This is a genomic window from Synechococcus sp. CBW1004, from assembly GCF_015840715.1.
In the GTDB taxonomy this organism is placed as follows: domain Bacteria; phylum Cyanobacteriota; class Cyanobacteriia; order PCC-6307; family Cyanobiaceae; genus Cyanobium.
In genome coordinates, this window is the sequence record NZ_CP060397.1 from 710,542 (window position 1) to 730,265 (window position 19,724).

The window sequence follows — 19,724 nt, forward strand, 5'->3', positions numbered from 1 at the left end:
CGGGTTGGCCGTGGCGCCGTAGCGCCCCAAGGGTAGGAAGACCCCCTGCGGCGGGTGGGCAGGCGCGGAGCCTTGGGCCGTGGTTGGTCCCCCTGTCTCCGCAGCGAGCGGCTGGGCCAGGTGAGGGCCGGTCGCGTTGACGTCCGGGATGGCCCTCGTTAGCCATGGGGCATCGCTGTCTTCTCCGCCATGGCCCTCGACGCGTTCCGCGACGAACTGGCGGCTACCGCTGCCGCTCTGTCCGCCCCTGGCACCGGTCTGCTGGCGGCTGATGAATCCACCGCCACGATCGGCAAGCGCTTCGCGGCCATCGGCCTGGAGAACAGCGAGGCGAATCGGCGCTCCTACCGCAGTCTGCTGGCCAGTGCCCCTGAACTGGCGGAGGCGATCAGCGGCGTGATCCTGTTCGAGGAAACCCTGTTTCAGGACAGCGTTTCGGAGGTTGGTGAGCCAGGTCCGCCGATTGTGACGCTGTTCGAGCAGCAGGGGATCATCCCCGGCATCAAGGTGGACCAGGGCGTGGAATCCCTGGCCGGCGGCCTGGCCGGTGAGAGCTGGTGCACAGGACTGAAGGGACTGTCCGAGCGGGCCGCGCGGTACTACGCCCGTGGCGCCCGTTTCGCCAAGTGGCGGGCGGTGCTGCGCATCAGTTCCGTGGGCTGCCCCAGTGAGCTGGCGGTGCGTGAGAACGCCTGGGGGCTGGCCCGCTACGCCCGCACCGTGCAGGAGCAGGGGCTGGTGCCGATCGTCGAGCCCGAGATCCTGATGGACGGCGACCACGACATCGCCACCACCGCCTCTGTGCAGGAGTGGGTGCTGCGCACGGTGTACGAGGCGCTGGCCGTCAATGGTGTGTTTCTGGAGGGCAGCCTGCTCAAGCCCTCGATGACCCTGGCGGGCGCGGATTGCCCGGAGCGGCCGGGCCTTGAGGAGGTGGGGGCGTTCACCGTGCGCACCCTCAGCCGCAGCGTGCCGGCGGCGGTGCCCGCGATCCTGTTCCTCTCGGGCGGTCTCAGCGAGGAGGATGCGAGCCTCTGCCTCAACGCCATCAACCAGGCCGCCGCCGAGGGCTTCGCTCCGTGGCACCTGGGCTTCTCGTTCGGCAGGGCCCTGCAGCATTCCTGCCTGAAGCACTGGAACGGCACTGATCGGCAGGCTGGCCAGGCCGCGCTGCTGGCGAGAGCACGGGCCAATGGTGCCGCGAGCCGCGGTGCCTATGCGGCCGGAACGGAGCCCTCCGACGACGCCAGTCTGTTCGTGGCTGACTACAGCTACTGAGTCCTCGGGTGTGCCGCGGCGGGATCGACAGTTTGGTTCCGTTCAGGTGCTCATCGCCAGCATCCGCTCGATCGGGGCCAGGGCCCGGACGCGGGTCTCCTCGTCAAGCTCGATCTGCGGCTGCAGGGTTTCGAGGCAGCGCCAGAGTTTCTCGAGGGTGTTGAGGCGCATGTAGGGGCAGGTGTTGCAGCTGCAGCTGTCGCTGCCGGGCACATCGAGGAACTGCTTCCCGGGTGCCTTCAGCCGCATCTGATGCAGGATGCCCGGCTCGGTGAGCACGATGAACGTGGTGGCGTCGCTGCTCTGCACCCACTGCAGCAGCTTGCTGGTGGAACCGATGAAATCGGCGAGGTCCAGCAGGTGTTGCTGACATTCGGGGTGGGCGATCACCTCGGCTTCTGGGTGCTGCTGCTTCAGCTTCAGGAGGGCCTCCTCGCTGAAGGTTTCATGCACGATGCAGCTCCCTGGCCAGAGGGTGAGCTCGCGGCCGCTCTGACGCGCGACCCAGCGTCCGAGGTTCTGATCGGGCGCGAACAGGATCGGCTGATCGGCGGGCAGCTGCTGCACGAGCTGCACTGCATTGCTGCTGGTGCAGATCAGGTCGCTCTGGGCCTTCACCGCGGCCGAACAGTTGATGTAGCTCACCACCGTGTGAGCCGGGTAGCGGGCCCGGAAGGCGGCGAAGGCCTCGGCGGGGCAGTCATCGGCCAGGCTGCAGCCGGCGGCCGGATCAGGCACCAGAACCGTCTTGCCGGGATTGAGGATCTTGGCGGTCTCCGCCATGAAATGGACGCCGCAGAAGACGATCACATCGGCGTCGGTGCTGGCCGCCTTGCGGGACAGCTCCAGGGAATCCCCGATGAAATCGGCGATGTCCTGGATGGTGTCGTCCTGGTAGTAATGCGCCAGGATCACGGCATTGCGGCGGCGCTTCAGGTCCCGGATCGCCTGCGGCAGCTCGGCAGCCGGTGGTGCAGCAGGCAGTTCGGTGGGCTGGGGCTCCTCCCCTTCGCCCCGGACCTGGGTGAGCTCTGAGAGGCTCGGACTCTGGGTGAAGACCAACCGCTCCCTCGCATCGGGCAGGATGAGGGCAGCCTAGGAAGCCGGCCGGCTTGAGCGTTCTCCACCTCGCCATCGCCGGCGATCTCCATGATCAGTGGGATGCGTCGGACCACGAGCTGCTGGCCCGCCTCCGGCCCGATGCCCTGCTTCTGGTGGGTGATTTCAGTGACGGCGACACCCGGATTCCGATGCTGCTGGCGGGGCTGGATCTGCCTGTGGCCTGCATCGTCGGCAACCACGATGCCGGCAAGGACGGCACGGGCCGCCGTCTGCGCGAACAGCTCGGGCTCCTGGGGGAGCTCCATTGCGGCTGGGGTCTGCGCGAGCTTCGGCCACCGGGTCTGGCGGTGGTGGGCGGCCGTCCCGCCACGGCGGGGGGAGGCTTCCATCTCTCCCGCGCCGTGCGCTCGGTCTTCGGCCCGGTGAGCCAGCAGGAGTCGGCCGATCGCATCACCCGCGCTGCCCTGGCGGCCGATTCGACCCTCCCCCTGGTGCTGCTGGCCCATGCCGGCCCCACCGGTCTGGGCAGCGCCGCCGCCGATCCTTGCGGACGCGACTGGAAGAATCCCCCCTGTGACTGGGGAGATCGGGATCTGGCGCTCGCCATCACCCAGATCCGGCGGCGCCGGCCCCTGCCTCTGGTGATCTTCGGTCACATGCACCACACCCTGCGCCACAACCGGGGGGAGCGGCTGAGCTTCCAGCGTGATGCCGAGGGCACCCTCTATCTCAACTGCGCCTGTGTCCCGCGCCATGGCACCGACCTGCAGGGACGCCGGCTGCGTCATTTCAGCTGGGTGAGACTGGAGGACGGCCATCCCGCTCACATCAGCCACCGCTGGTACGAACCTGGCGGTGCGCTCCTCTACGAGGAGGTGCTCTGGCAGGCGTCCCCGCCGCCGCAGACGCGGCCAACGCAGGTCCTCACCTCCCGATGCTGATCTACGCCTGCATCAGTTCCCATGGCTTCGGCCATGGTTCCCGCACGGCATCGGTGCTGGCTGAGCTGGCGGCGCTGCGGCCCGATTGGCGGCTGGTCCTGTCCACGGCTCTGCCGGACACCTTTCTGACGCTGGCCTTTGGCAGCGTCGCCTATGAGCGCCGCCCCCACCGCTGGGATGTCGGCATGGTGCAGGCGAATGCTCTGGAGGTGGATCCCGGGGCCACCGTGCAGGCCCTTGCCCGGCTCGACCGTGAGCTCGATGCCAGGATCGCTGAGGAGGTGGCCTGGCTGCAGAGGCAGGGCGAGCCGCTGCTGGTGCTCGGCGATGTGCCGCCGCCGGCGGCTCGGATTGCCGCCGCGCTCGGAGCCCCGCTGGCCTGGCTGGCGAGTTTTGGTTGGGATGCGATCTACGAACCCTTCGGTGGTGCGCTGGCGCAGCGGGCTCAGGCCTGCCGGGAGCTCTACAGCCAGGGCGATCTGTTGCTGCACTGCCCCCTGTCGCTGCCGATGCCCTGGGGGCTTCCGGAGCAGGAGCTGGGCCTCACCTGTTCCCGTCCCCGCCTGGATCCGACGCTGCTGGCCGCACAGCTCGGGCTCCCGGCTGAGCGGGAGCGTTGCGTGCTCATCAGCTTCGGCGGCCTGGGACTTGACCTGGACCCCTCGCTTCCGGCCCGCTGGCCTGACCATGTGTTTCTCGGTTCCGACGCCGCCCTTGCGGCGGTGCCCAACGGCCGTCTGCTCCCCCCTGACGTGCGCCCGCTCGATGTGATGCCTCTGGTGGGGCGCCTGATCACGAAGGCGGGCTACAGCAGTTTCTGCGAGGCCTTCAGCCAAGGCGTGGGCATCCATCTGGTCGAGCGCCATGGTTTTGCCGAAGCGCCGGTGCTGGAGCAGGCGCTTCGGGATCACGGCAGCCATCGCCTGCTGCGTCGCGACCAGCTGCAGACCGGCGACTGGGAACTGGATCAGCCGTTGCTGCCCGCTCGGCTCGGCCCGATTCGGGACGACGGCGCGTCAGTTGCCGCAAGGTCTCTGGCGGCGCTGGCCGAGTCCTGATCGGAGCATTGATCAGCAGTTCCGATCAGATCGATCGGAATGTTCCGATGTTCTGTGCATTTGATGCTCAGAACTCACTTGCAGACTGTGTTGCGAACTGCACCGGTTATTTCTGATACAAGTGGACGGTAGTCCGATTGTCACAGTAACGATCGCGTCGCTTGGGCTCGATAGGCAAAGTACCGCCACATTCACTTTCACTCCTTCCTCTCAACGGCGAGCGCACCAGAAGCGTCTCGCCTTCCTGGTCTGCGCTCACGTCAGTTCTCCTCCGGGAGTTCTTAGCCGATCACGCATCAGCCGGGATGTTGTCCTCTGCATTCGTCGTTTTGACCCGTCTTCCCTCCGCCCGTGTCGCCATCGCCCTGGCCGGCCTGTGCCTGAGTGCCACCGCCGCCCCCGCCCTGGCCACCGAGACGAGTGATCCCTGGGCCACCGTCGTTCATCAGGCCGCTGTTCCCCAGGTGGCGGTCCTCCCGTCCGTTCCCCCTCCGGCTCCTCGTCTTTTTGCCGTGACGCCCGAGCGTCAGGCTCTGCTGCACACCATCCGCTACGCCGAAGGCACCTGGAAAAACGGTGAGCGCATCGGCTATCACGTCATGTTCGGCGGCAGTCTCACCCCGAGCCTTGACCGTCACCCCAACCGCGTCAACCACAGCGCCCGCTATTCCAGTGCTGCGGCTGGGGCTTACCAGTTCATGCCCTTCACCTGGGACATGATTGTCCGGAAGCTCGGTTTCCGCGATTTTCAGCCCGAGGCTCAGGATCAGGGAGCCCTGTTCCTGATTCAGCGCCGCGGCGCTCTGCACCTCGTCGATCGTGGTGACTTCACTCCCGAGCTGGCCGCCAGGCTTGCTCCCGAGTGGGCTTCATTCCCGACTCTGGCCGGCCGGAGCTTTTACGGTCAGCCGGTCAAGCGTTATGACGAGCTGCGTCGCTTTTATCAACAGAGTCTTGCCCAGCTGCGCCAGAATTCTGGGCAGATCTATGAAAATGTCGCGATTCAGCAGGTTCCCCGCTGTTCTGACGACAGCCTCATGTGTCGTCTCGAGGGGATCGGTCCCAAGCCGCGTGCCACCGCCTCCGTGCCTGCGGTGACGCTTGAGGCCAACTGATCTGGACCGCGATCCCGTGATTCGCGATTGCAGTCATCAAAGCTCCAGAAGACCGGCCCTGGCCTTCCTGTCAAGCCCCCTGAACGGGGGCTTTTTGCTGGACATCCCGCCAGCAGGGATGGGTTGCTCATCCTGATCCAAAGGTCGTGGTCTGGCAGCGGTCTCTGGCGCTCTGTGCTCCGGGACGTTGCCCGACGTCCCACATCGCACGGCTGCGACGGGGAGTCTTGTGGCAGTGCTGCGGCCGGAATGCGATGGACGCTCAGGCCTCGAGTCGCGCTCTCAACCTTCCTCCTTCTCCTTCAACCGCCGACCCAGGGTGAGCTGAGCCACCAGATAGGCACCGACCGCTCCCCCTCCAAAGCCGAGGGCGTTCCGGATCAGGGGCAGCACCTCGGGCGTGCGGGTCACGATCGGAGCCACGCCGAACACGCCGAACAGGATCACCCAGAGCGGTGAAAGCAGCAGCACCCAGCCCCACTCCACCCGCCGCCCCGGTTGGCGCGGAAAGGCGGCGAAGCCGGCGATCAGGCCGCCGAGAATCGAGGTGGACAGGGTGAGCAGCCACTGCTCCTGCGGCAGTCCGGGCACCACCTGGCAGCCGCCGATGTTCAGACACCCTTTCACCGCATGCAGCGAATCGAGCACGGCGGCGTCCTGGCCGTGTTCGCGCACATAGAACTGATTGCCGTAGCGGGTCTGCAGCTCCACCCAGAAGGTGCGCGGCATCAGGGCGAACAGCGCATCGCCGACGTTGAAGTTGAGCAGATTGCCCCCACGCTCATCGGCCACCACCAGCAGGCTGCGGTCATCGAGGCCCCAGAACTCCCGCACGGCCAGGCCCGGGGTGCGGTCGTACTGGGTGAGCACGCGCAGCTTCCAGCCGCTGGTGTCCTCGAATTCCCGCAGTTCGTCCTCCAGTGCCTGGCGCTGGCCGTCGGTGAGCAGCTTGGCCAGGTCGATCACCGGCGTGTCGTGATCCGGCAGCAGATCGGGGTTGTCGTAGGCCCATGCAGGCCCGCCCAGCGGGGCCAGCAGCAGGAGCATCGCCAGCGCCAGGCCCAGCAGCCAGGGGCGGAGCGGAAGGCCGGTGCGGAGGGCGATGGCCGGTCGGCTGGGCATGCTGCGAGCTCAGGGATCCGCATTCTCTCTCCCGCACCAGGGGGGGCGTTGGCCTGCATGCCCGCAGATCGGATCCGCACTCAGGCTGCGGCAGCATGGACATCCCGTGGCCTGCGCCCGTTCCCGTTGCCCGATCCCACCGCCGCGCCGGCCCGCTGCCATCACTCCTGTCCTCCCTGGCTGGCCGAGCGGATTCAGCAGGGCGGGGGCCGTGTGTCCTTCCGCACCTACATGGAGTGGGTGCTGCACGACCCCGTCCATGGCGCCTATGCCAGCGGACGCCTGCGGATCGGCCCGCAGGGCGATTTCAGCACCGCTCCCTCCCTCAGTGACGACTTCGCAGCGTTGCTGGCGCCGCAGCTGGCCGCCTGGCTGGAGCAGCTGGGCCCTGGGCCCCTGGCACTGGTGGAGGCGGGGCCTGGCGAGGGAAGCCTGGCCGCGGATCTGGCTCTCGAGCTGGCGCGGGGCTGGCCGCATCTGGCGGCCAGGACCGAGCTGGTGCTGGTGGATCCCAGTGCCGGCCTTGTGGAACGCCAGCGCCAGCGGCTGGCCGGCTGCCCGTTGCCGGTCCGCTGGGCAACGTTCGAGCGGCTGGCCGCACAGCCCCTGGTGGGGGTCGTGCTGGCCCATGAGGTGCTCGATGCGCTGCCGGTGGAGCGGATCGTCTGGGATGGGCGCTGCTGGCGACATCAGCAGGTGGGCCTGATCCCCGCCGCCTCGCCCTCCGGTGGCAGCGATGACCGTGCCTCGCTCGAGCTGGTGGCCGGGGAGCCCCTCCAGCCGTGCGAGCTGCAACGGCTGGCGGAGCTGGGTCTGGCGGATCCCGGCCTCCAGCGGCCCGCTGGCTGGAGCACGGAGCTGCATCCGGGGCTCGAGCCCTGGCTTCGGGACTGCGGAGCCTGCCTGAGGACGGGGGTTCTGCTGGTGATCGACTACGCCCTGGAGGCGTTCCGCTACTACGCACCGCAGCGCTCCTGCGGCACGCTGATGGCCTATCGCGCCCAGCAGGCCTCATCGGACCCACTCCGCGAACCCGGCCGCTGGGACTTGACGGCCCACCTCTGCCTCGAGAGCCTCACGGCGGCGGCCGAAGCCAGCGGTTGGCAGGGGCTGGGCCAGCGCCGCCAGGGGGAGGCCCTGCTGGCTCTGGGCCTGGCTCAGCGACTGCATGGACTGCAGCAGCAGCCGGAGCTGCCCCTCGCTGATCTGCTGGCGCGTCGTGAGGCCCTGCTGCGGCTGGTGGATCCTGCAGCTCTGGGGGATTTCCGCTGGACGGCCTTCAGTCGCGGCACGTGCATGCTCCAGCGACCGCCTCTGTTTCTCCTGGATCCGCCCCTGTACTGACCCGCTCCTGCGCCCTGGCCAGACTGCGGCCAAGCCTCCAGATCATGGCCATGGCACCAGGTGGTATTCCGCTCCAGCTTCAGACACCGACGCGCGAGTCCCCAGCCGAGCGCCTGCGTCAGCGGTTGACCGAAGGGCGCGGTCGATGGGTGGTGATCGCCTCACTGACCCTGGTGTGGGTGATGGATCTGTTGCTCACGGCCCATCTGGAGCGGGATCAGAGCATTGAACCGGCGATGAAGGGAGTGGTCACCATGGTGGAGCGGGTCGGCACGCTGGTGTTCGTGGCGGTGACTGTGGGCCTGATGGTGTCCCTGTTCCGTGGCGGCCAGCGCAGCCTGTTCCGCTGGGGGTTTGTCTACCTGGCCTTCTCTGTTCTGCAGGTGATCGACAACATCGGTTGCATGATCTTCACCGCAGGTCATCATCAGGGAGGCGGACTGATGGGCCTGTGGGATGTCGGGGCGGTCTACATGGAGAGCGTTCTGGTGTTCATGTTCATGTACGTCTTCCTGGACGTGAGCACACCGGGGGGCGTATTTGTCTGGCCCAGTCGCGAAGGCGAGCAGCCGCCCGTTCCCCACATCATCGACTACCTGTTCATCTCGTTGAACGTGAACTCCACCTATGGCCCCACCAGTGAGGCCCTGGTGTCCCGCCCGGCCAAGCTGGTGATGTCCCTGCAGGTGCTGCTGGCGATCGTGATGCTCACGGTGCTGATCGCCCGGGCGGTGAGTTCCACCAGTTGAGGCGGTGCTGCCTCGCACCGCAGTACAGGTTTGCATACCTCACGAGCAGCGCTCGAGAGCCGCAAGGATCGCGGCCGAATCGCTGTCATCGCGGATCTCCACCGTGCCGATGCCGGTGGGCAGCACGAAGCGGACCCTCCCCTCCCGCACCTTCTTGTCACCCTGCAGGCAGGAGAGCACCGCCGCGGGATCCAGATCCGGCCAGCGCTGCGGCAACCCTGCGGCGGCGATCACCTCTCGCTGGCGACGCTGATCCTCGGCGCTCCACAGACCGCGCACCAGGCTGAGTTCGCCGGCGGCCACCATGCCGATCGCCACCGCCTCGCCATGCAGCCAGGTGCCATAGCCGCACAGGGTCTCGACCACGTGGCCGAGGGTGTGGCCGTAGTTGAGGATCGCCCGCAGGCCCCCTTCCCGTTCATCGGCCGCCACCACCCTCGCCTTGGCGGCGGCGGAGCGCTCCAGCAACGACTGCAGCAGCCCAGCCCCCACGGCGTCCTGACTGGCCAGTCCGGCTGATGGATCGCGCGTCGCGGCGGCCTTGAGCTCCCCGAACAGCTGAGCGTCGCCGATGACGCCGTACTTGATCACCTCGGCCATGCCGGCCCGGAATTCGCGCTCCGGCAGGGTGGCCAAGGTGGCGGGATCGATCAGCACCAGCCGCGGCTGATGGAAGGCGCCGATCAGATTCTTGCCGCCGGGATGGTTGACGCCGGTCTTGCCGCCGATCGCCGCATCCACCATCGCCAGCAGGGTCGTGGGCACCTGCACCACGGCGATGCCGCGCAGCCAGGTGGCGGCCGCGAAGCCGGCCATGTCGCCCACGACACCGCCGCCGAGAGCGACGATCAGCGAGCCCCGCTCCAGCTTCCGCGCGAAGCAGGCGTCATGGATCAGCGCCACGGTGGCGGGGGTTTTCTGATCCTCGCCAGCCTCGATCACCAGCGTGCCCGCGTCGAAGCCGGCGTCCTGGAGTGAGCCCAGCGCCTGCGCGCCGTAGTGCTCCTGCACCACCGGGTTGGTGACCACCAGCACCTTGGTGCCGGCCCTGAACCCCTGGGCCAGCAGCTGCTCTCCCAGCTGGCTCAGGCCGCCGTCGCCGATCAGGATCGGATAGGGGTTGGTGCTCAGCTCCACGCGGATGCTGCGCAGGCCGATCTCGCGCGGGGGGCTTGGCGTGGTGGTCATGGCGGCGGACTCTGTGAGGGCGAGGCTACGGGCCGGGGTGGGCGCTCATCCGAAGGTGCTGCCATCCCAGCCCCACAGCCGGGCCGGCACATCCTCGAACCCGATGTAGACGCGGGCGCCCGGCAGGGAGAGATGACGCTCCAGCAGGGAGCACACGGCCGCGATGATGCGCTGTGGCTGGTCGCCATCGAGCTGGCCGATGCTCTTCACCTCCACATAGCCGCAGGGTGCGGTGGTGCCGCCGAACTGCATCGGCACCCCGCCGCTGAGCAGCACCATCACGTAGCGCTCGGGCTTGCCCAGAAGGGAGGCCAGCTCACGGGAGAGCTCCCGCAGCAGCGGCGACGGATCGGCGGGGGCGGGCGCCGAGGTCTGGATGTGGATCAGGGGCATGGGGTTCGGGAGGCACCGCACGCCATCCTCGGCGAGCCCACGGATGCGGGTGGGTCACAGCCCTCCTTCCGTTGCGTGGTCAGATCCGCTCCGGTTCGGGGAGGGGCGGATTCACGGGGTTCAGTCCCCCAGCTCGCGCAGGGCCGCCAGGAGCGACGCGCCGTAGCGCTCCAGCTTGGCCTGACCCACGCCGGCCACGCCGGCGAGCTCCGCCTCGTCGTTGGGCTGGCGGCTGGCGATCTCGATCAGGGTGCGGTCGTGGAAGACGACATAGGGCGGCACCCCCTGGCTGCGGGCCTGTTCCAGCCGCCACTGACGCAGGGCCTCGAAGCGCTGCTGGGCGTCGGCGGGCAGCTCCTGCAGCGGCCTGGCACTGCTGCGTTCCCCCGCTGAGGGACGGCGACGCTCCCGCGCCGGCGGCGGCAGCCGCAGCTCCAGCCGGGTCTCTCCCCGCAGCAACGGCCGCACCAGAGCGTCGTCGCCGAACGCCAGCCCCCCGCGACGTTCGGCATCGCTGGTCAGGAATCCCCTGGCCACCAGCTGCCGGAACAGGGCGCGCCACTGGCCCCGGTCGAGTTCGCCGCCGATGCCATGCACGCTGAGGCTGGCGTGGCCCAGCTCGCGGATGCGGGCGGTGTCGGCGCCGAGCAGCACATCCACCAGGTGAGCGGCGCCGAAGCGGGCACCGGTGCGGTACACAGCCGAGAGGGCCTTCTGCGCCATCACCGTGCAGTCGCTGAGCTGCTGGGGCTCCAGGCAGCCGTCGCAGTTGCCGCAGTCCTGCTCCAGCTCCTCGCCGAAGTGGCGCAGCAGCACCCGGCGGCGGCAGCCGGAGGCCTCGCTGTAGCCGATCAGGGCGTCGAGCTTGCCGTGCTCGATCCGCTTCTGCGCCTCGCCGGCCTCCGAGTCCTCGATGAAGCGCCGCAGCTGCGGCACATCGCCGCTGCCGTGCACCATCCAGGCCACGGCGGGCAGGCCGTCGCGGCCGGCCCGGCCGGTCTCCTGGTAGTAGGCCTCGAGGCTCTTGGGAAGATCCACATGCGCCACGAAGCGGACATCGGGCTTGTCGATGCCCATGCCGAAGGCGATCGTGGCCACGACGATCACGCCGCTGCGGTTGCGGAAGCGCAGCAACGCCTCTGAGCGTGCCTCGCTCGAGAGGCCCGCGTGATACGCCACCGCATCGAAACCGGCGGCCTGCAGATCGGCGGCGAAGCGCTCCACCCGGCTGCGCGAGCGGGCGTAGACGATGCCGGCTTCGCCGCGACGGTCCGCGAGAAAGGCCAGCAGCTGGCTGCGGGCGTCCTCCTTGTCACGCAGCAGATAGCGGATGTTGGGCCGATCGAAGCTGGCCAGAAACACCCGGCCGTCCTGCAGTCGCAGGCGCTCACGGATCTCGTCACGGGTGCGCGGATCGGCGGTGGCGGTGAGCGCGATGCGCGGGATGCCGGCGAAGCGCTCGGCCAGCACCGCCAGCTGCAGGTACTCGGGCCGGAAATCGTGACCCCATTGCGAGACGCAGTGGGCCTCGTCGATGGCGAACAGGGCCAGTGGCAGTGCCGCCAGGCGATCGAGAAAGCCGGGGCTCAGCAGGCGCTCCGGAGAGACATAGAGAAGGTTGAGAGCGCCGCTCTCCAGCTGACGCCACACCGCCGCCGCCTCCCCGCCCTCCAGGGCCGAGTGGAGGGCGGCGGCGCTGACGCCGGTCTGGCGCAGACCCTCCACCTGGTCCTGCATCAGGGCGATCAGCGGAGAGATCACCACGCCCACGCCGGGCCGGCAGAGCGAGGGAATCTGATAGCAGAGCGATTTGCCGCCACCGGTGGGCATCAGCACCAGCGCCGACCCGCCCGCGACCACGTGCGCGACGATCCCGGCCTGTGGGCCGCGGAAGGCGGCATAGCCGAACACCCGCTGCAGCACTTCGGCGGGATCGGGATGCAGGTCGCTGGGGACGGCGGTCACAGGCGCATGGGTGGCGATGGTGGTTCTGCGGGGCACAGGGGATCGATGGCCACGGGGATCCATGGCAATGGTTCCACCCGCGTGCTCATCCGGTGTCCGGGCCGCCGTCCTGGGGCCAGCCCTGCTCATCGGTTGATCAGTCGTGGCAGCACAAATGCGGCGCTGAAGCCGATGGTGAAGGCCGTGCAGGAGAGGCCGTACAGCCAGCGGGCCTGGCGCAGCCGCCGGCGGCAGCGCTGGGCCTGGCGGGGATCGGAGGGGCAGGGGAGGCGGGCACTGCGGGCCAGGGTCGCGCCCCCCAGCACCAGGGCGAGGGCCGCCAGAGCGAACACCAGCGATTTCTGCTGCGAGAGCAGCACCAGGCCCGGGAACCAGCTGAGCAGGGCCGCCAGCACCGAGCCCGCACCCAGCAGCACCAGAAGCGCCGGAAGCGCGCAGCAGATGAGCGTGCCGGAGCAGAACAGCAGGCTCATGGCCGCTGCCTGGCGCGCTCCCGGCAGAGGTGGCCTCAAGGCGCCACCGGGCTGCGGCGGATCTGCCGCACCGCGAAGCCGGCATCGCGCATCAGGGTTCGCAGGGTCTGATCGGCGACCATGCTTCCCGGTCGGAACTGCAGGCTCAGGCGACCACGCTCCAGATCCAGGAGAACCTGCTGGGCACCCGGCAGGCTGCGGAGCCGCTGCTCCAGGCCCTGGACGCAGAGCGAACAATCCATGCCGTGGAGCAGCAGCTCGACCCGGGTGCCCGTCGCCCCCGCCCAGGCGGGAGTCGCCGGCCCGATGACCAGCAGGAGCCAGAGCAACCAGTTCCGGATCCTGGCCTCGAGGCTGACAACGGCGGCCTCGGATGTGCGGTGACGGGATGCCACGGCTTCCCGGCCGGGGGCACTCATGGGCCCGGAGCGATGGACCCACTCATTCTCCGCATCCGGGAGGGCGGATGGTGCATCCGGGATGTCCTGCAGTCCTGCTGCGTCGCCGGGGCTGTTGGAGCAGGCCGGATCGGTCAGGATGCCACCGATTTCGCCCGCGCCCGTGGCTTCCCCCTCCGAGCGTCCCGCCGCGTCCATCCCACGGCCGGCAACCGCCCGCAGCTCCACGCTCACCGCCTGGGCCTTCCTTGCCCCGGCGCTTCTGCTTCTGGGCCTCTCCGTGCTGATCCCGGCGTTGCTGGCCCTGCTGATGAGCTTCAGCCGCAGCGGACTCGATGTGAGCGAGCCGCTGCAGTTCGTCGGCCTGGCCAACTTTCGTCGCCTGCTGGTCGATCCGATGCTCCAGCGCGTCGCCGTCACCACGTTCGTGTACCTGATCGGAGTGGTGCCCCCGATCGTGCTCGGTTCCCTGGGCCTGGCGGTTCTGGTCAATCGCTCGCTGCCGGGCATTCACTGGTTCCGCGGCGCTTTCTACACACCGGTGCTGGTGTCTCTGGTGGTGGCGGCGATCGCCTTCCGCTGGCTCTATGCGGAGAACGGCCTGATCAATGGATGGCTGAGTGCGCTGCTGGGCAGCCGCTTCGAGCCGATCGGCTTCCTCACCTCGCCGTTGCTCGCACTGCCCTCGGTGATGGTCGTGACCCTCTGGAAGGGGCTTGGCTACTACATGGTGATCTTCCTGGCGGGTCTGCAGGGGATCGCCCCGGAGCTGTACGAGGCGGCGGCTCTTGATGGCAGTGAGGGCTGGCGCTGTCACCGCGATATCACCCTGCCTCTGCTGCGCCCTTACATCACGCTGGTGGCGGTGATTTCGGCGATCGGCGCCACCAAGGTGTTCGAGGAGGTGTATCTCATGACCCAGGGAGGCCCGGCGGACGCCACGCGCACGATCGTCTATTACGTCTACGACCAGGCCTTCTCGGAACTGGAGATCAGCTACGCCTGCACGGTGGGCCTGGCGCTGTTTCTGGCGGTGCTGCTGCTCAGCCTGGTGCGTTATCTGTTCGCGGGCGACCGTGGTCTGACCTGATCCGTCCCCTCGCTGATCCGGGCGACAGGGCTGGATGGCGGGATGCGAGGTGCGAGGGTGGGCCCCGCCGTTTCCGTCCGGGCTCCTGCCGGTCTGCGGCGATGCCTCCGATCCCTGCAGGCCATGACCATCTCTGCCGATCCCTCGTCAGCACCCCTGCGCTCGATGGGCATCGTCGGTGGTGGCCAGCTGGCCTGGATGCTGGCCGAGGCGGCTGAGGGCCTCGGTGTGGATCTGCATGTGCAGACTCCCAACGGAGATGACCCCGCCACCAGCCGCGCCAGCTCGGTGGTGGTGGCTGCCCTCGATGACGTCAGTGCCACCCGCTTGCTCGCCGAGCGCTGTGCCGCCGTCAGTTTCGAGAATGAGTGGATTCCCCTGGATGCGTTGGCCCCGCTCGCTGTCGAGGGGGTGCAGTTCGTGCCTTCGCTGCAGGCCCTGGAACCCCTCGTGGATAAGCGGCGCCAGCGGCAGCTGCTGGATGCCCTGCATCTGCCCACGCTGCGCTGGTGTTGCCTGGAGGAGACGCTGCAGCCACCGGAGCCGCCGCTGCAGGGTGACGGCGAATCGGGTGATGCGGAAACGGTATCTGCGAGCGGTGAGGGCAGCCTGGCGGAGTGGCTGCAGACCCGTCCCGCCCATGACCTTCAGCCTTCCGAGCCGTGTCTGCCGGAGGGCTTCGCCTTCCCGGTCATGGCCAAGGCCACCAGCGGCGGTTACGACGGCCGTGGCACCCGTCTGTTGCATGGCCAGGCCGATCTGGAGGCTCTGCTGGCCGAGGTGAAGCCCTCCGCCTGGATCCTCGAAGAGCTGGTCCGTTTTGAGCAGGAGCTGGCGCTGGTGGCCTGCCGGGATCGCCACGGCCGGGTGGAACTCTTTCCTCTGGTGCAGACCCATCAGCATCGCCAGGTGTGCGACTGGGTGCTGTTCCCCGCGGCGGTGGATCATGCCGTGGAGGCCTTCGCTCGCAATATCGCCGCCTCGCTGCTCACCGCCCTGGACTACGTCGGCGTGCTCTCGATCGAGTTCTTCTACGGCCCAGGTGGCCTGCAGATCAATGAGCTGGCTCCCCGAACCCACAACTCCGGCCACTACACGATCGAGGCCTGCCAGACGAGCCAGTTCGCGCAACAGGTCCGGATCGTCACCGGTCAACCGATGGGATCGACGCAGCCCAGGCTGGCAGGGGCGCTGATGGTGAATCTCCTCGGCACTGCTGCCATGGCCTCCCCCGAGGATGTGGAGGACCGGCTGGTGCGGCTGCGGCAGCTGCCCGGGGTGCATCTGCACTGGTATGGCAAGCGCGGGCAGCGACCGGGACGCAAGCTCGGCCATCTCACCATCCCGCTGCAGGCCGGCAGTGAGGAGGAGCGCCGCAACGAGTGTCGGCGCTGGCTGGAGCAGGTGCGCGCCATCTGGCCACGCTTCGACAGCCCGGCAGCGGCGCGCGCCGCCTAGGATTTCTCCGGACTGCTGTGTTGGTGACTGCCTTTCACAGTTTTCTGATCTGACTCCCTTTTCGACTTGGGGAGTCTTCAGCGTCAGCGACGTAGACCGGCCTCGTAGCCGGAAACGAAGCCTCGCCCCTGACTCCCCTTCTGGTTCCACCAGGTCGAACACTGGGGCAAGACGGCACAGCGGTCCACCCTCTTTTTCCTCTCCTACCCTCCGGACGCTCGACCAGGCTGGACGTTCGTCCTTCTCGGCCTGGATCGTGATCCCGGCCGGGCCGCTCCCGATACGGCCGGCACCCCCTGGCTGAGAGGGGTTGCTGGCTGCTTCGTCTGCACCCCCTCCCCGTGTCCCGGGCTCAGGGCTGCCGGGAATCCGCTGCGGGGGGTGCCTGTGCCCCCTCGCTCCGGAGTCTCCGCTCGGCAGCCACCGGGCTGTGGCCCGCGGCTGATTAGCTTGCGAACAGCGCAATTCCCCCATGGCTGCACGGTTCCAGGAGGCCTTCGAGTCGCTGCTGCAGCGGGCCCCCTCGCCCCTGTTCCCCAGGGCGAGACAGCTCTACCTGCGCAAGTACTGCCTGGAGGGAAGCGAGGCCGGGCCCTTGCGCACCTTCCTGCTGGAGGAGGAGACCAATGAGCAGGACGGCGGTCTGCTGCTGACGGTGCGAGCCCGCCGTTTTGCCGTGGTCCACTGGCAGGGGCCCCAGCTCGCTCTGCAGGAGTACCGGGCCTACCTGCAAGGCCGCTGGGATCTTGAGCCCGAGCAGCTGCAGCCGGTCGATGACACCCCCTGGTTTCGCCAGGGAGGGGCCTGGGCCTGGTTCCGGGCCGAGGCGGTCTATGCGCGCCACTTCACGATGGCCTGATCCAGAGGAGCAGGCGACAGACGGCATCGGGCCTTCGAAGCTCAGATCGCGGGGAGGACGTCCAGGCAGCATTTCCCTGCGATATGCCTGGATCCACCTGTCAGGGAAAGGGGAAGTTCTCGGCCGGGGTCGTTGTCCTGGAGGAGCAGGATTCATACGCTGATCCCTGATTTCCTGCCAGTGCATGCGGTGGCTGCTCCTGTTCCTCCCGAGGCGATTCGGCTGATTCAGGAATTCGAAGGCTGCGCTCGCCTCGATTCCCGCGACGGTCTGATCCACGCCTATCCCGATCCGCACAGTGGTGATGAACCCCATACGATCGGTTGGGGAACGACGATCTATCCAGATGGGCGCAAGGTGCGGATCGGAGACACGATCACTCCCGAGGAGGCTGATGCCTTCTTTGTGACCTCTCTCCAGGAGCGTTATTGGGAGCCCATCGCCGCCAGGATTCCCTTCTGGCAGGACATGAACGCTCTGATGCAGTCGGCGCTGTGTAGTTTTGCTTATAATCTAGGCCCTGCTTTCTACGGTTCTGATGGCTTTGGCACCATCAGCGCCTGTCTGCGGGAGAAGCGTTGGGATGATGTCCCGAAGGCCCTGATGCTGTACATGAATCCAGGCAGCAGCGTCGAGGCCGGTCTGCGCAGGCGTCGCGACGCTGAAGGCGAGCTTTGGCGCAAGGGCCTCGAGCAGCTGAAGGGTCGGGCGCCTGCTGCACCGTCGATCCTGCTTGAGGCGATCACTGAAACCTTCCTCAAGAAGGAGAAGCTTGACTCTTCGCTGCTGGCGCCACATCAGCTGGTTCCGGTCGAGACTGGCAAGCAGTGGAAGGTGGAGCGGTTCCTGGAGGCGGATGGAAACTCGCAGAAGGTTCAGCTGGCCTACGGAGCGGGGCAGTGGTGGATCTACCAGCCCCATTGGAAGCCTGTCGGCGCAACGCTGGCGCCTGCCGCACCGGTCTCAGCTTCGGCGGTGGCACGCCAGGCCGGAGCGGCGGGCGGCATTGATCTGAAGGTGCCCTATCTCAGTCAGCTGGACAACCGTCTGAATCCCTATGGCAGTTGCAATGTCACCTGCGTGGCGATGTGCCTGTTCTTCCTGGGCTATCCGAGGCGGCCGGGCACTCAGCTGGAGGATGAGCTCTATCAGAAGCTCGAGGATCTGGGTCGCAGCAGGCACGACCCCTACGATTTGCAGTATCTGATCGGGACTTATCCCGGCTTCAAGGATATTTTTCGCGTCGATGGTGGCTTCCGCGATATCCGGACCTCCATTGACGCTGGCAATCCTGTGATCGTGCATGGATACTTCACGCGGTCGGGTCATATTGTTGTCATTCGTGGCTACGACGACAAGGGTTTTATCGTCAATGATCCCTATGGCGAGTGGTTCAGCACTGGTTATGACAACTCGCGATCCGGCGAGAGACTGCATTACTCCTATGGCCTGATTGCCCGCACCTGTTCCCCGGAATCCCAGGGTGATCCACGCCACATCTGGTATCACACGGTCTTCAGGGTGTGACCTGTCTTCAGGGTGCGATCAGTGACTGCTCGAGCGAATCCTGCTGGATCGGGGCGACAAAGGAGCTGTTCGCGCGTACCCGGCAGACCGTGGCCTTCCCCCGTTCTCTGAAACGGGCGTCAACAAGGATGTCGATCGGTTTGACGGCGACAAGCAGCGTGGGCTTCCCCTCAGGCCACATCGGCTCGTTCTGTTGCTCCGGCTCCACCAGCTGCACGACCGATCCATACCGCAATGCGATCCAGGCCCGCCCCTGTCGGTCGCGGCAGAGCAGGCCGCGCGGATCGCGATCCACCACCAGCCAGAACCGTTGCGGGGTGGAGCCCCGGGGGCCGGCGATCCGGATCGAGCGAAAATCCCCCCGGGCGTCCGGCCGCACCACATCCGCCACCTGCGCGCGGGCGGCCGGTGGCCAGAGCAGGGTCAGGGCCACAACCACGTACAGGAGACCGAGGCCGTCGGCTGCCGGCTGGTCTTGGCCTGTCCTCGGGCGCGGGGGAAGGGCCATGGCTGCTTCCTCCTCAGCCTTCTGCGGCCAGGCGATCCAGCTCCAGCTGCAGGGTCTCGCGATCGAGTCCTGTCACCACGAAGACCTCCTGGGCGCTGCTGCCGCGGCGGGCCACCAGTTTGTGGCCGCCGGTGATCGGCGTGGAGACGCGCAGCCGCAGACCGACGCAGCGTCCGCGCACCCGGCTGATCACCGCGGGCGTCACCGTGTCGATGCTGGCGTGTTCCGCAAGCCTCCTCAGCAGGGGGATCAGGCCCTCGAGGTAGGTGCTGTGCGTGATCACCAGGCGGCCCATGGCGCGGCGAGGAGCTGGGGAAACGAGCCTGGCGCTCAGTCGCGCTCCAGCGGAGCCATCGTCAGGCCCTCGCCACCAAGGAGCTGGTGGTAAAGCTCGGCCTGCTCCTGAGGTCCCCGCCAGACCACCGCCGATCCCTCGCCGTCGATGCGATGGGCCAGTTCCCAGGCCCGGTCCGGCTGCATTCCGGGCAGATGGCGCACCAGGCAGTCGACCACGTGCTGGAAGGTGTTGATGTTGTCGTCCAGCACGATCACCCGGTAGTTGGGGTAGGGCTGCCGCACCCTCTGCCGTTCCTGCACCGCTGTGGGACTGGCGTTCGTGGCGCTGATTGCGGAACCTGCCGAGGCTGCGGGCCGGGGCGGCGTCGTGACTGGCCTGAAGGCTTTCCCGATCGGGAAGGGCGGAAGGCTGGGAACAGCCACGGGCCGTGAGGCCCTGCAGCACTCCACTGGGTTGCAGACCATGGCGAGCCCCGCCGGGTTCTCCTCCCACCCTAGGTAACATCCGCTGGTGTTTTCCCGCAGGACGACTGCGGTGCCGCCCCGATGTTGATCACCCTCGGCTGGGCCGCTCTGGCCGCCACGTTCACCTTCTCGATCGCGATGGTTGTCTGGGGCCGCAACGGTGACAACACCCTGGGCTTCTGATTTCAGCTTCTCCCCCACCACGGTGCTCGCTGCGGTGGCGTTGCTGCTGCTGGTGTTCGTCAGTGGTGGCGTCGTTTACCTCTCGAGCGTCGAATGGCGGGATCGCCGCCGCCGTCAGGCGGCCTCGGCCGGCAGCCGCCGCTGAGCCTCAGTGCTTCTGCCTGGGAGATGGCGGGCCGCCTCTTGGTTAGCCCTCCCGAGGCCCACACGGCTGATCCGTTCCAGAATCTGCCGCTGGATGCGCTCCTGGC

The 19,724-nt window shown here is 67.8% G+C and carries 22 protein-coding genes and 1 other RNA gene; 13 read left to right on the forward strand and 10 right to left on the reverse strand.

Annotated features, from left to right (window positions below):
• Positions 1-189: 189 nt before the first annotated feature.
• Positions 190-1,278 carry a class I fructose-bisphosphate aldolase gene (locus H8F25_RS03425; protein WP_197212022.1) on the forward strand — a complete coding sequence of 363 codons (1,089 nt, stop codon included), beginning with the start codon at positions 190-192 and terminating at the stop codon, positions 1,276-1,278.
• Between the two features lie 42 nt (positions 1,279-1,320).
• On the opposite strand, the gene nadA is transcribed toward H8F25_RS03425, so the two are convergent.
• Positions 1,321-2,262, reverse strand: coding sequence for a quinolinate synthase NadA (gene nadA, locus H8F25_RS03430; RefSeq protein ID WP_197213393.1), 942 nt, complete (start codon positions 2,260-2,262; stop codon positions 1,321-1,323).
• 128 nt (positions 2,263-2,390) lie between these two features.
• Here nadA and H8F25_RS03435 point away from each other — a divergent pair, with 128 nt between their 5' ends.
• From H8F25_RS03435 to H8F25_RS03445, 3 genes are all read left to right on the forward strand, one after another.
• On the forward strand, positions 2,391-3,281 hold the full coding sequence (locus tag H8F25_RS03435) for a TIGR04168 family protein (protein WP_197212023.1): 891 nt from the start codon (positions 2,391-2,393) through the stop codon (positions 3,279-3,281).
• Positions 3,275-4,339, forward strand: a complete 1,065-nt coding sequence (locus H8F25_RS03440; RefSeq protein WP_197212024.1) for a hypothetical protein — start codon at positions 3,275-3,277, stop codon at positions 4,337-4,339. Before H8F25_RS03435 ends, H8F25_RS03440 begins: the two co-directional genes overlap by 7 nt.
• A gap of 329 nt (positions 4,340-4,668) precedes the next feature.
• Positions 4,669-5,454: a glycoside hydrolase family 104 protein gene (locus H8F25_RS03445; RefSeq protein ID WP_231597040.1), complete on the forward strand. Its 786-nt coding sequence runs from the start codon at positions 4,669-4,671 to the stop codon at positions 5,452-5,454.
• Positions 5,455-5,736: 282 nt separating this feature from the next.
• Here H8F25_RS03445 and H8F25_RS03450 read toward each other — a convergent pair whose 3' ends face one another.
• Positions 5,737-6,501 carry a TPM domain-containing protein gene (locus tag H8F25_RS03450; protein WP_231597306.1) on the reverse strand — a complete coding sequence of 255 codons (765 nt, stop codon included), beginning with the start codon at positions 6,499-6,501 and terminating at the stop codon, positions 5,737-5,739.
• Between the two features lie 201 nt (positions 6,502-6,702).
• Between H8F25_RS03450 and H8F25_RS03455 the strand changes: the two genes are divergently transcribed.
• Both H8F25_RS03455 and H8F25_RS03460 read left to right on the forward strand, forming a co-directional pair.
• Positions 6,703-7,920, forward strand: coding sequence for a class I SAM-dependent methyltransferase (locus tag H8F25_RS03455; RefSeq protein ID WP_231597041.1), 1,218 nt, complete (start codon positions 6,703-6,705; stop codon positions 7,918-7,920).
• A 44-nt stretch (positions 7,921-7,964) separates the two neighbouring features.
• Entirely contained in the window at positions 7,965-8,669 is a 705-nt protein-coding gene (locus H8F25_RS03460) for a hypothetical protein (RefSeq protein ID WP_231597042.1), read from the forward strand.
• Between the two features lie 39 nt (positions 8,670-8,708).
• Here the strand turns inward: H8F25_RS03460 and aroB are convergent, their stop codons facing one another.
• From aroB to H8F25_RS03485, 5 genes are all read right to left on the reverse strand, one after another.
• A complete protein-coding gene (gene aroB, locus H8F25_RS03465; protein ID WP_197212027.1) occupies positions 8,709-9,857 on the reverse strand; it encodes a 3-dehydroquinate synthase in 1,149 nt (382 codons plus the stop codon).
• 45 nt (positions 9,858-9,902) lie between these two features.
• A complete protein-coding gene (locus H8F25_RS03470) occupies positions 9,903-10,250 on the reverse strand; it encodes a phenylpyruvate tautomerase MIF-related protein (RefSeq protein ID WP_197212028.1) in 348 nt (115 codons plus the stop codon).
• 120 nt (positions 10,251-10,370) lie between these two features.
• The gene (gene recQ / locus H8F25_RS03475; RefSeq protein ID WP_231597043.1) at positions 10,371-12,215 is read right to left on the reverse strand and encodes a DNA helicase RecQ; all 1,845 of its coding nucleotides are present in this window, start codon (positions 12,213-12,215) and stop codon (positions 10,371-10,373) included.
• A 125-nt stretch (positions 12,216-12,340) separates the two neighbouring features.
• Positions 12,341-12,688, reverse strand: coding sequence for a hypothetical protein (locus tag H8F25_RS03480; protein ID WP_197212030.1), 348 nt, complete (start codon positions 12,686-12,688; stop codon positions 12,341-12,343).
• Between the two features lie 35 nt (positions 12,689-12,723).
• Positions 12,724-13,107 (reverse strand): heavy-metal-associated domain-containing protein, encoded by a 384-nt coding sequence (locus H8F25_RS03485; protein WP_197212031.1) that lies wholly within the window; start codon positions 13,105-13,107, stop codon positions 12,724-12,726.
• Positions 13,108-13,282: 175 nt separating this feature from the next.
• Between H8F25_RS03485 and H8F25_RS03490 the strand changes: the two genes are divergently transcribed.
• From H8F25_RS03490 to H8F25_RS03510, 5 genes are all read left to right on the forward strand, one after another.
• Positions 13,283-14,176, forward strand: coding sequence for a carbohydrate ABC transporter permease (locus H8F25_RS03490; protein WP_231597307.1), 894 nt, complete (start codon positions 13,283-13,285; stop codon positions 14,174-14,176).
• A 123-nt stretch (positions 14,177-14,299) separates the two neighbouring features.
• Positions 14,300-15,634, forward strand: a complete 1,335-nt coding sequence (locus H8F25_RS03495) for a 5-(carboxyamino)imidazole ribonucleotide synthase (RefSeq protein WP_197212033.1) — start codon at positions 14,300-14,302, stop codon at positions 15,632-15,634.
• A gap of 6 nt (positions 15,635-15,640) precedes the next feature.
• Positions 15,641-15,824: non-coding RNA, 6S RNA (gene ssrS / locus H8F25_RS03500), on the forward strand.
• Between the two features lie 282 nt (positions 15,825-16,106).
• The gene (locus H8F25_RS03505) at positions 16,107-16,493 is read left to right on the forward strand and encodes a hypothetical protein (RefSeq protein ID WP_197212034.1); all 387 of its coding nucleotides are present in this window, start codon (positions 16,107-16,109) and stop codon (positions 16,491-16,493) included.
• Between the two features lie 357 nt (positions 16,494-16,850).
• Complete coding sequence (locus H8F25_RS03510; RefSeq protein WP_231597308.1) at positions 16,851-18,020, forward strand: C39 family peptidase; 1,170 nt, start codon at positions 16,851-16,853, stop codon at positions 18,018-18,020.
• A 7-nt stretch (positions 18,021-18,027) separates the two neighbouring features.
• Here H8F25_RS03510 and H8F25_RS03515 read toward each other — a convergent pair whose 3' ends face one another.
• From H8F25_RS03515 to clpS, 3 genes are all read right to left on the reverse strand, one after another.
• Positions 18,028-18,453: a hypothetical protein gene (locus H8F25_RS03515; RefSeq protein ID WP_197212036.1), complete on the reverse strand. Its 426-nt coding sequence runs from the start codon at positions 18,451-18,453 to the stop codon at positions 18,028-18,030.
• A gap of 88 nt (positions 18,454-18,541) precedes the next feature.
• Positions 18,542-18,823 carry a DUF2103 domain-containing protein gene (locus H8F25_RS03520; RefSeq protein WP_197212037.1) on the reverse strand — a complete coding sequence of 94 codons (282 nt, stop codon included), beginning with the start codon at positions 18,821-18,823 and terminating at the stop codon, positions 18,542-18,544.
• A 35-nt stretch (positions 18,824-18,858) separates the two neighbouring features.
• On the reverse strand, positions 18,859-19,125 hold the full coding sequence (gene clpS, locus H8F25_RS17515) for an ATP-dependent Clp protease adapter ClpS (protein WP_231597044.1): 267 nt from the start codon (positions 19,123-19,125) through the stop codon (positions 18,859-18,861).
• A gap of 246 nt (positions 19,126-19,371) precedes the next feature.
• On the opposite strand from clpS, the gene petN reads away from it, so the two are divergent.
• The gene (gene petN / locus H8F25_RS03530) at positions 19,372-19,473 is read left to right on the forward strand and encodes a cytochrome b6-f complex subunit PetN (protein WP_197212039.1); all 102 of its coding nucleotides are present in this window, start codon (positions 19,372-19,374) and stop codon (positions 19,471-19,473) included.
• Positions 19,451-19,618, forward strand: coding sequence for a hypothetical protein (locus H8F25_RS03535; protein WP_197214075.1), 168 nt, complete (start codon positions 19,451-19,453; stop codon positions 19,616-19,618). Before petN ends, H8F25_RS03535 begins: the two co-directional genes overlap by 23 nt.
• Positions 19,619-19,724: the final 106 nt, after the last annotated feature.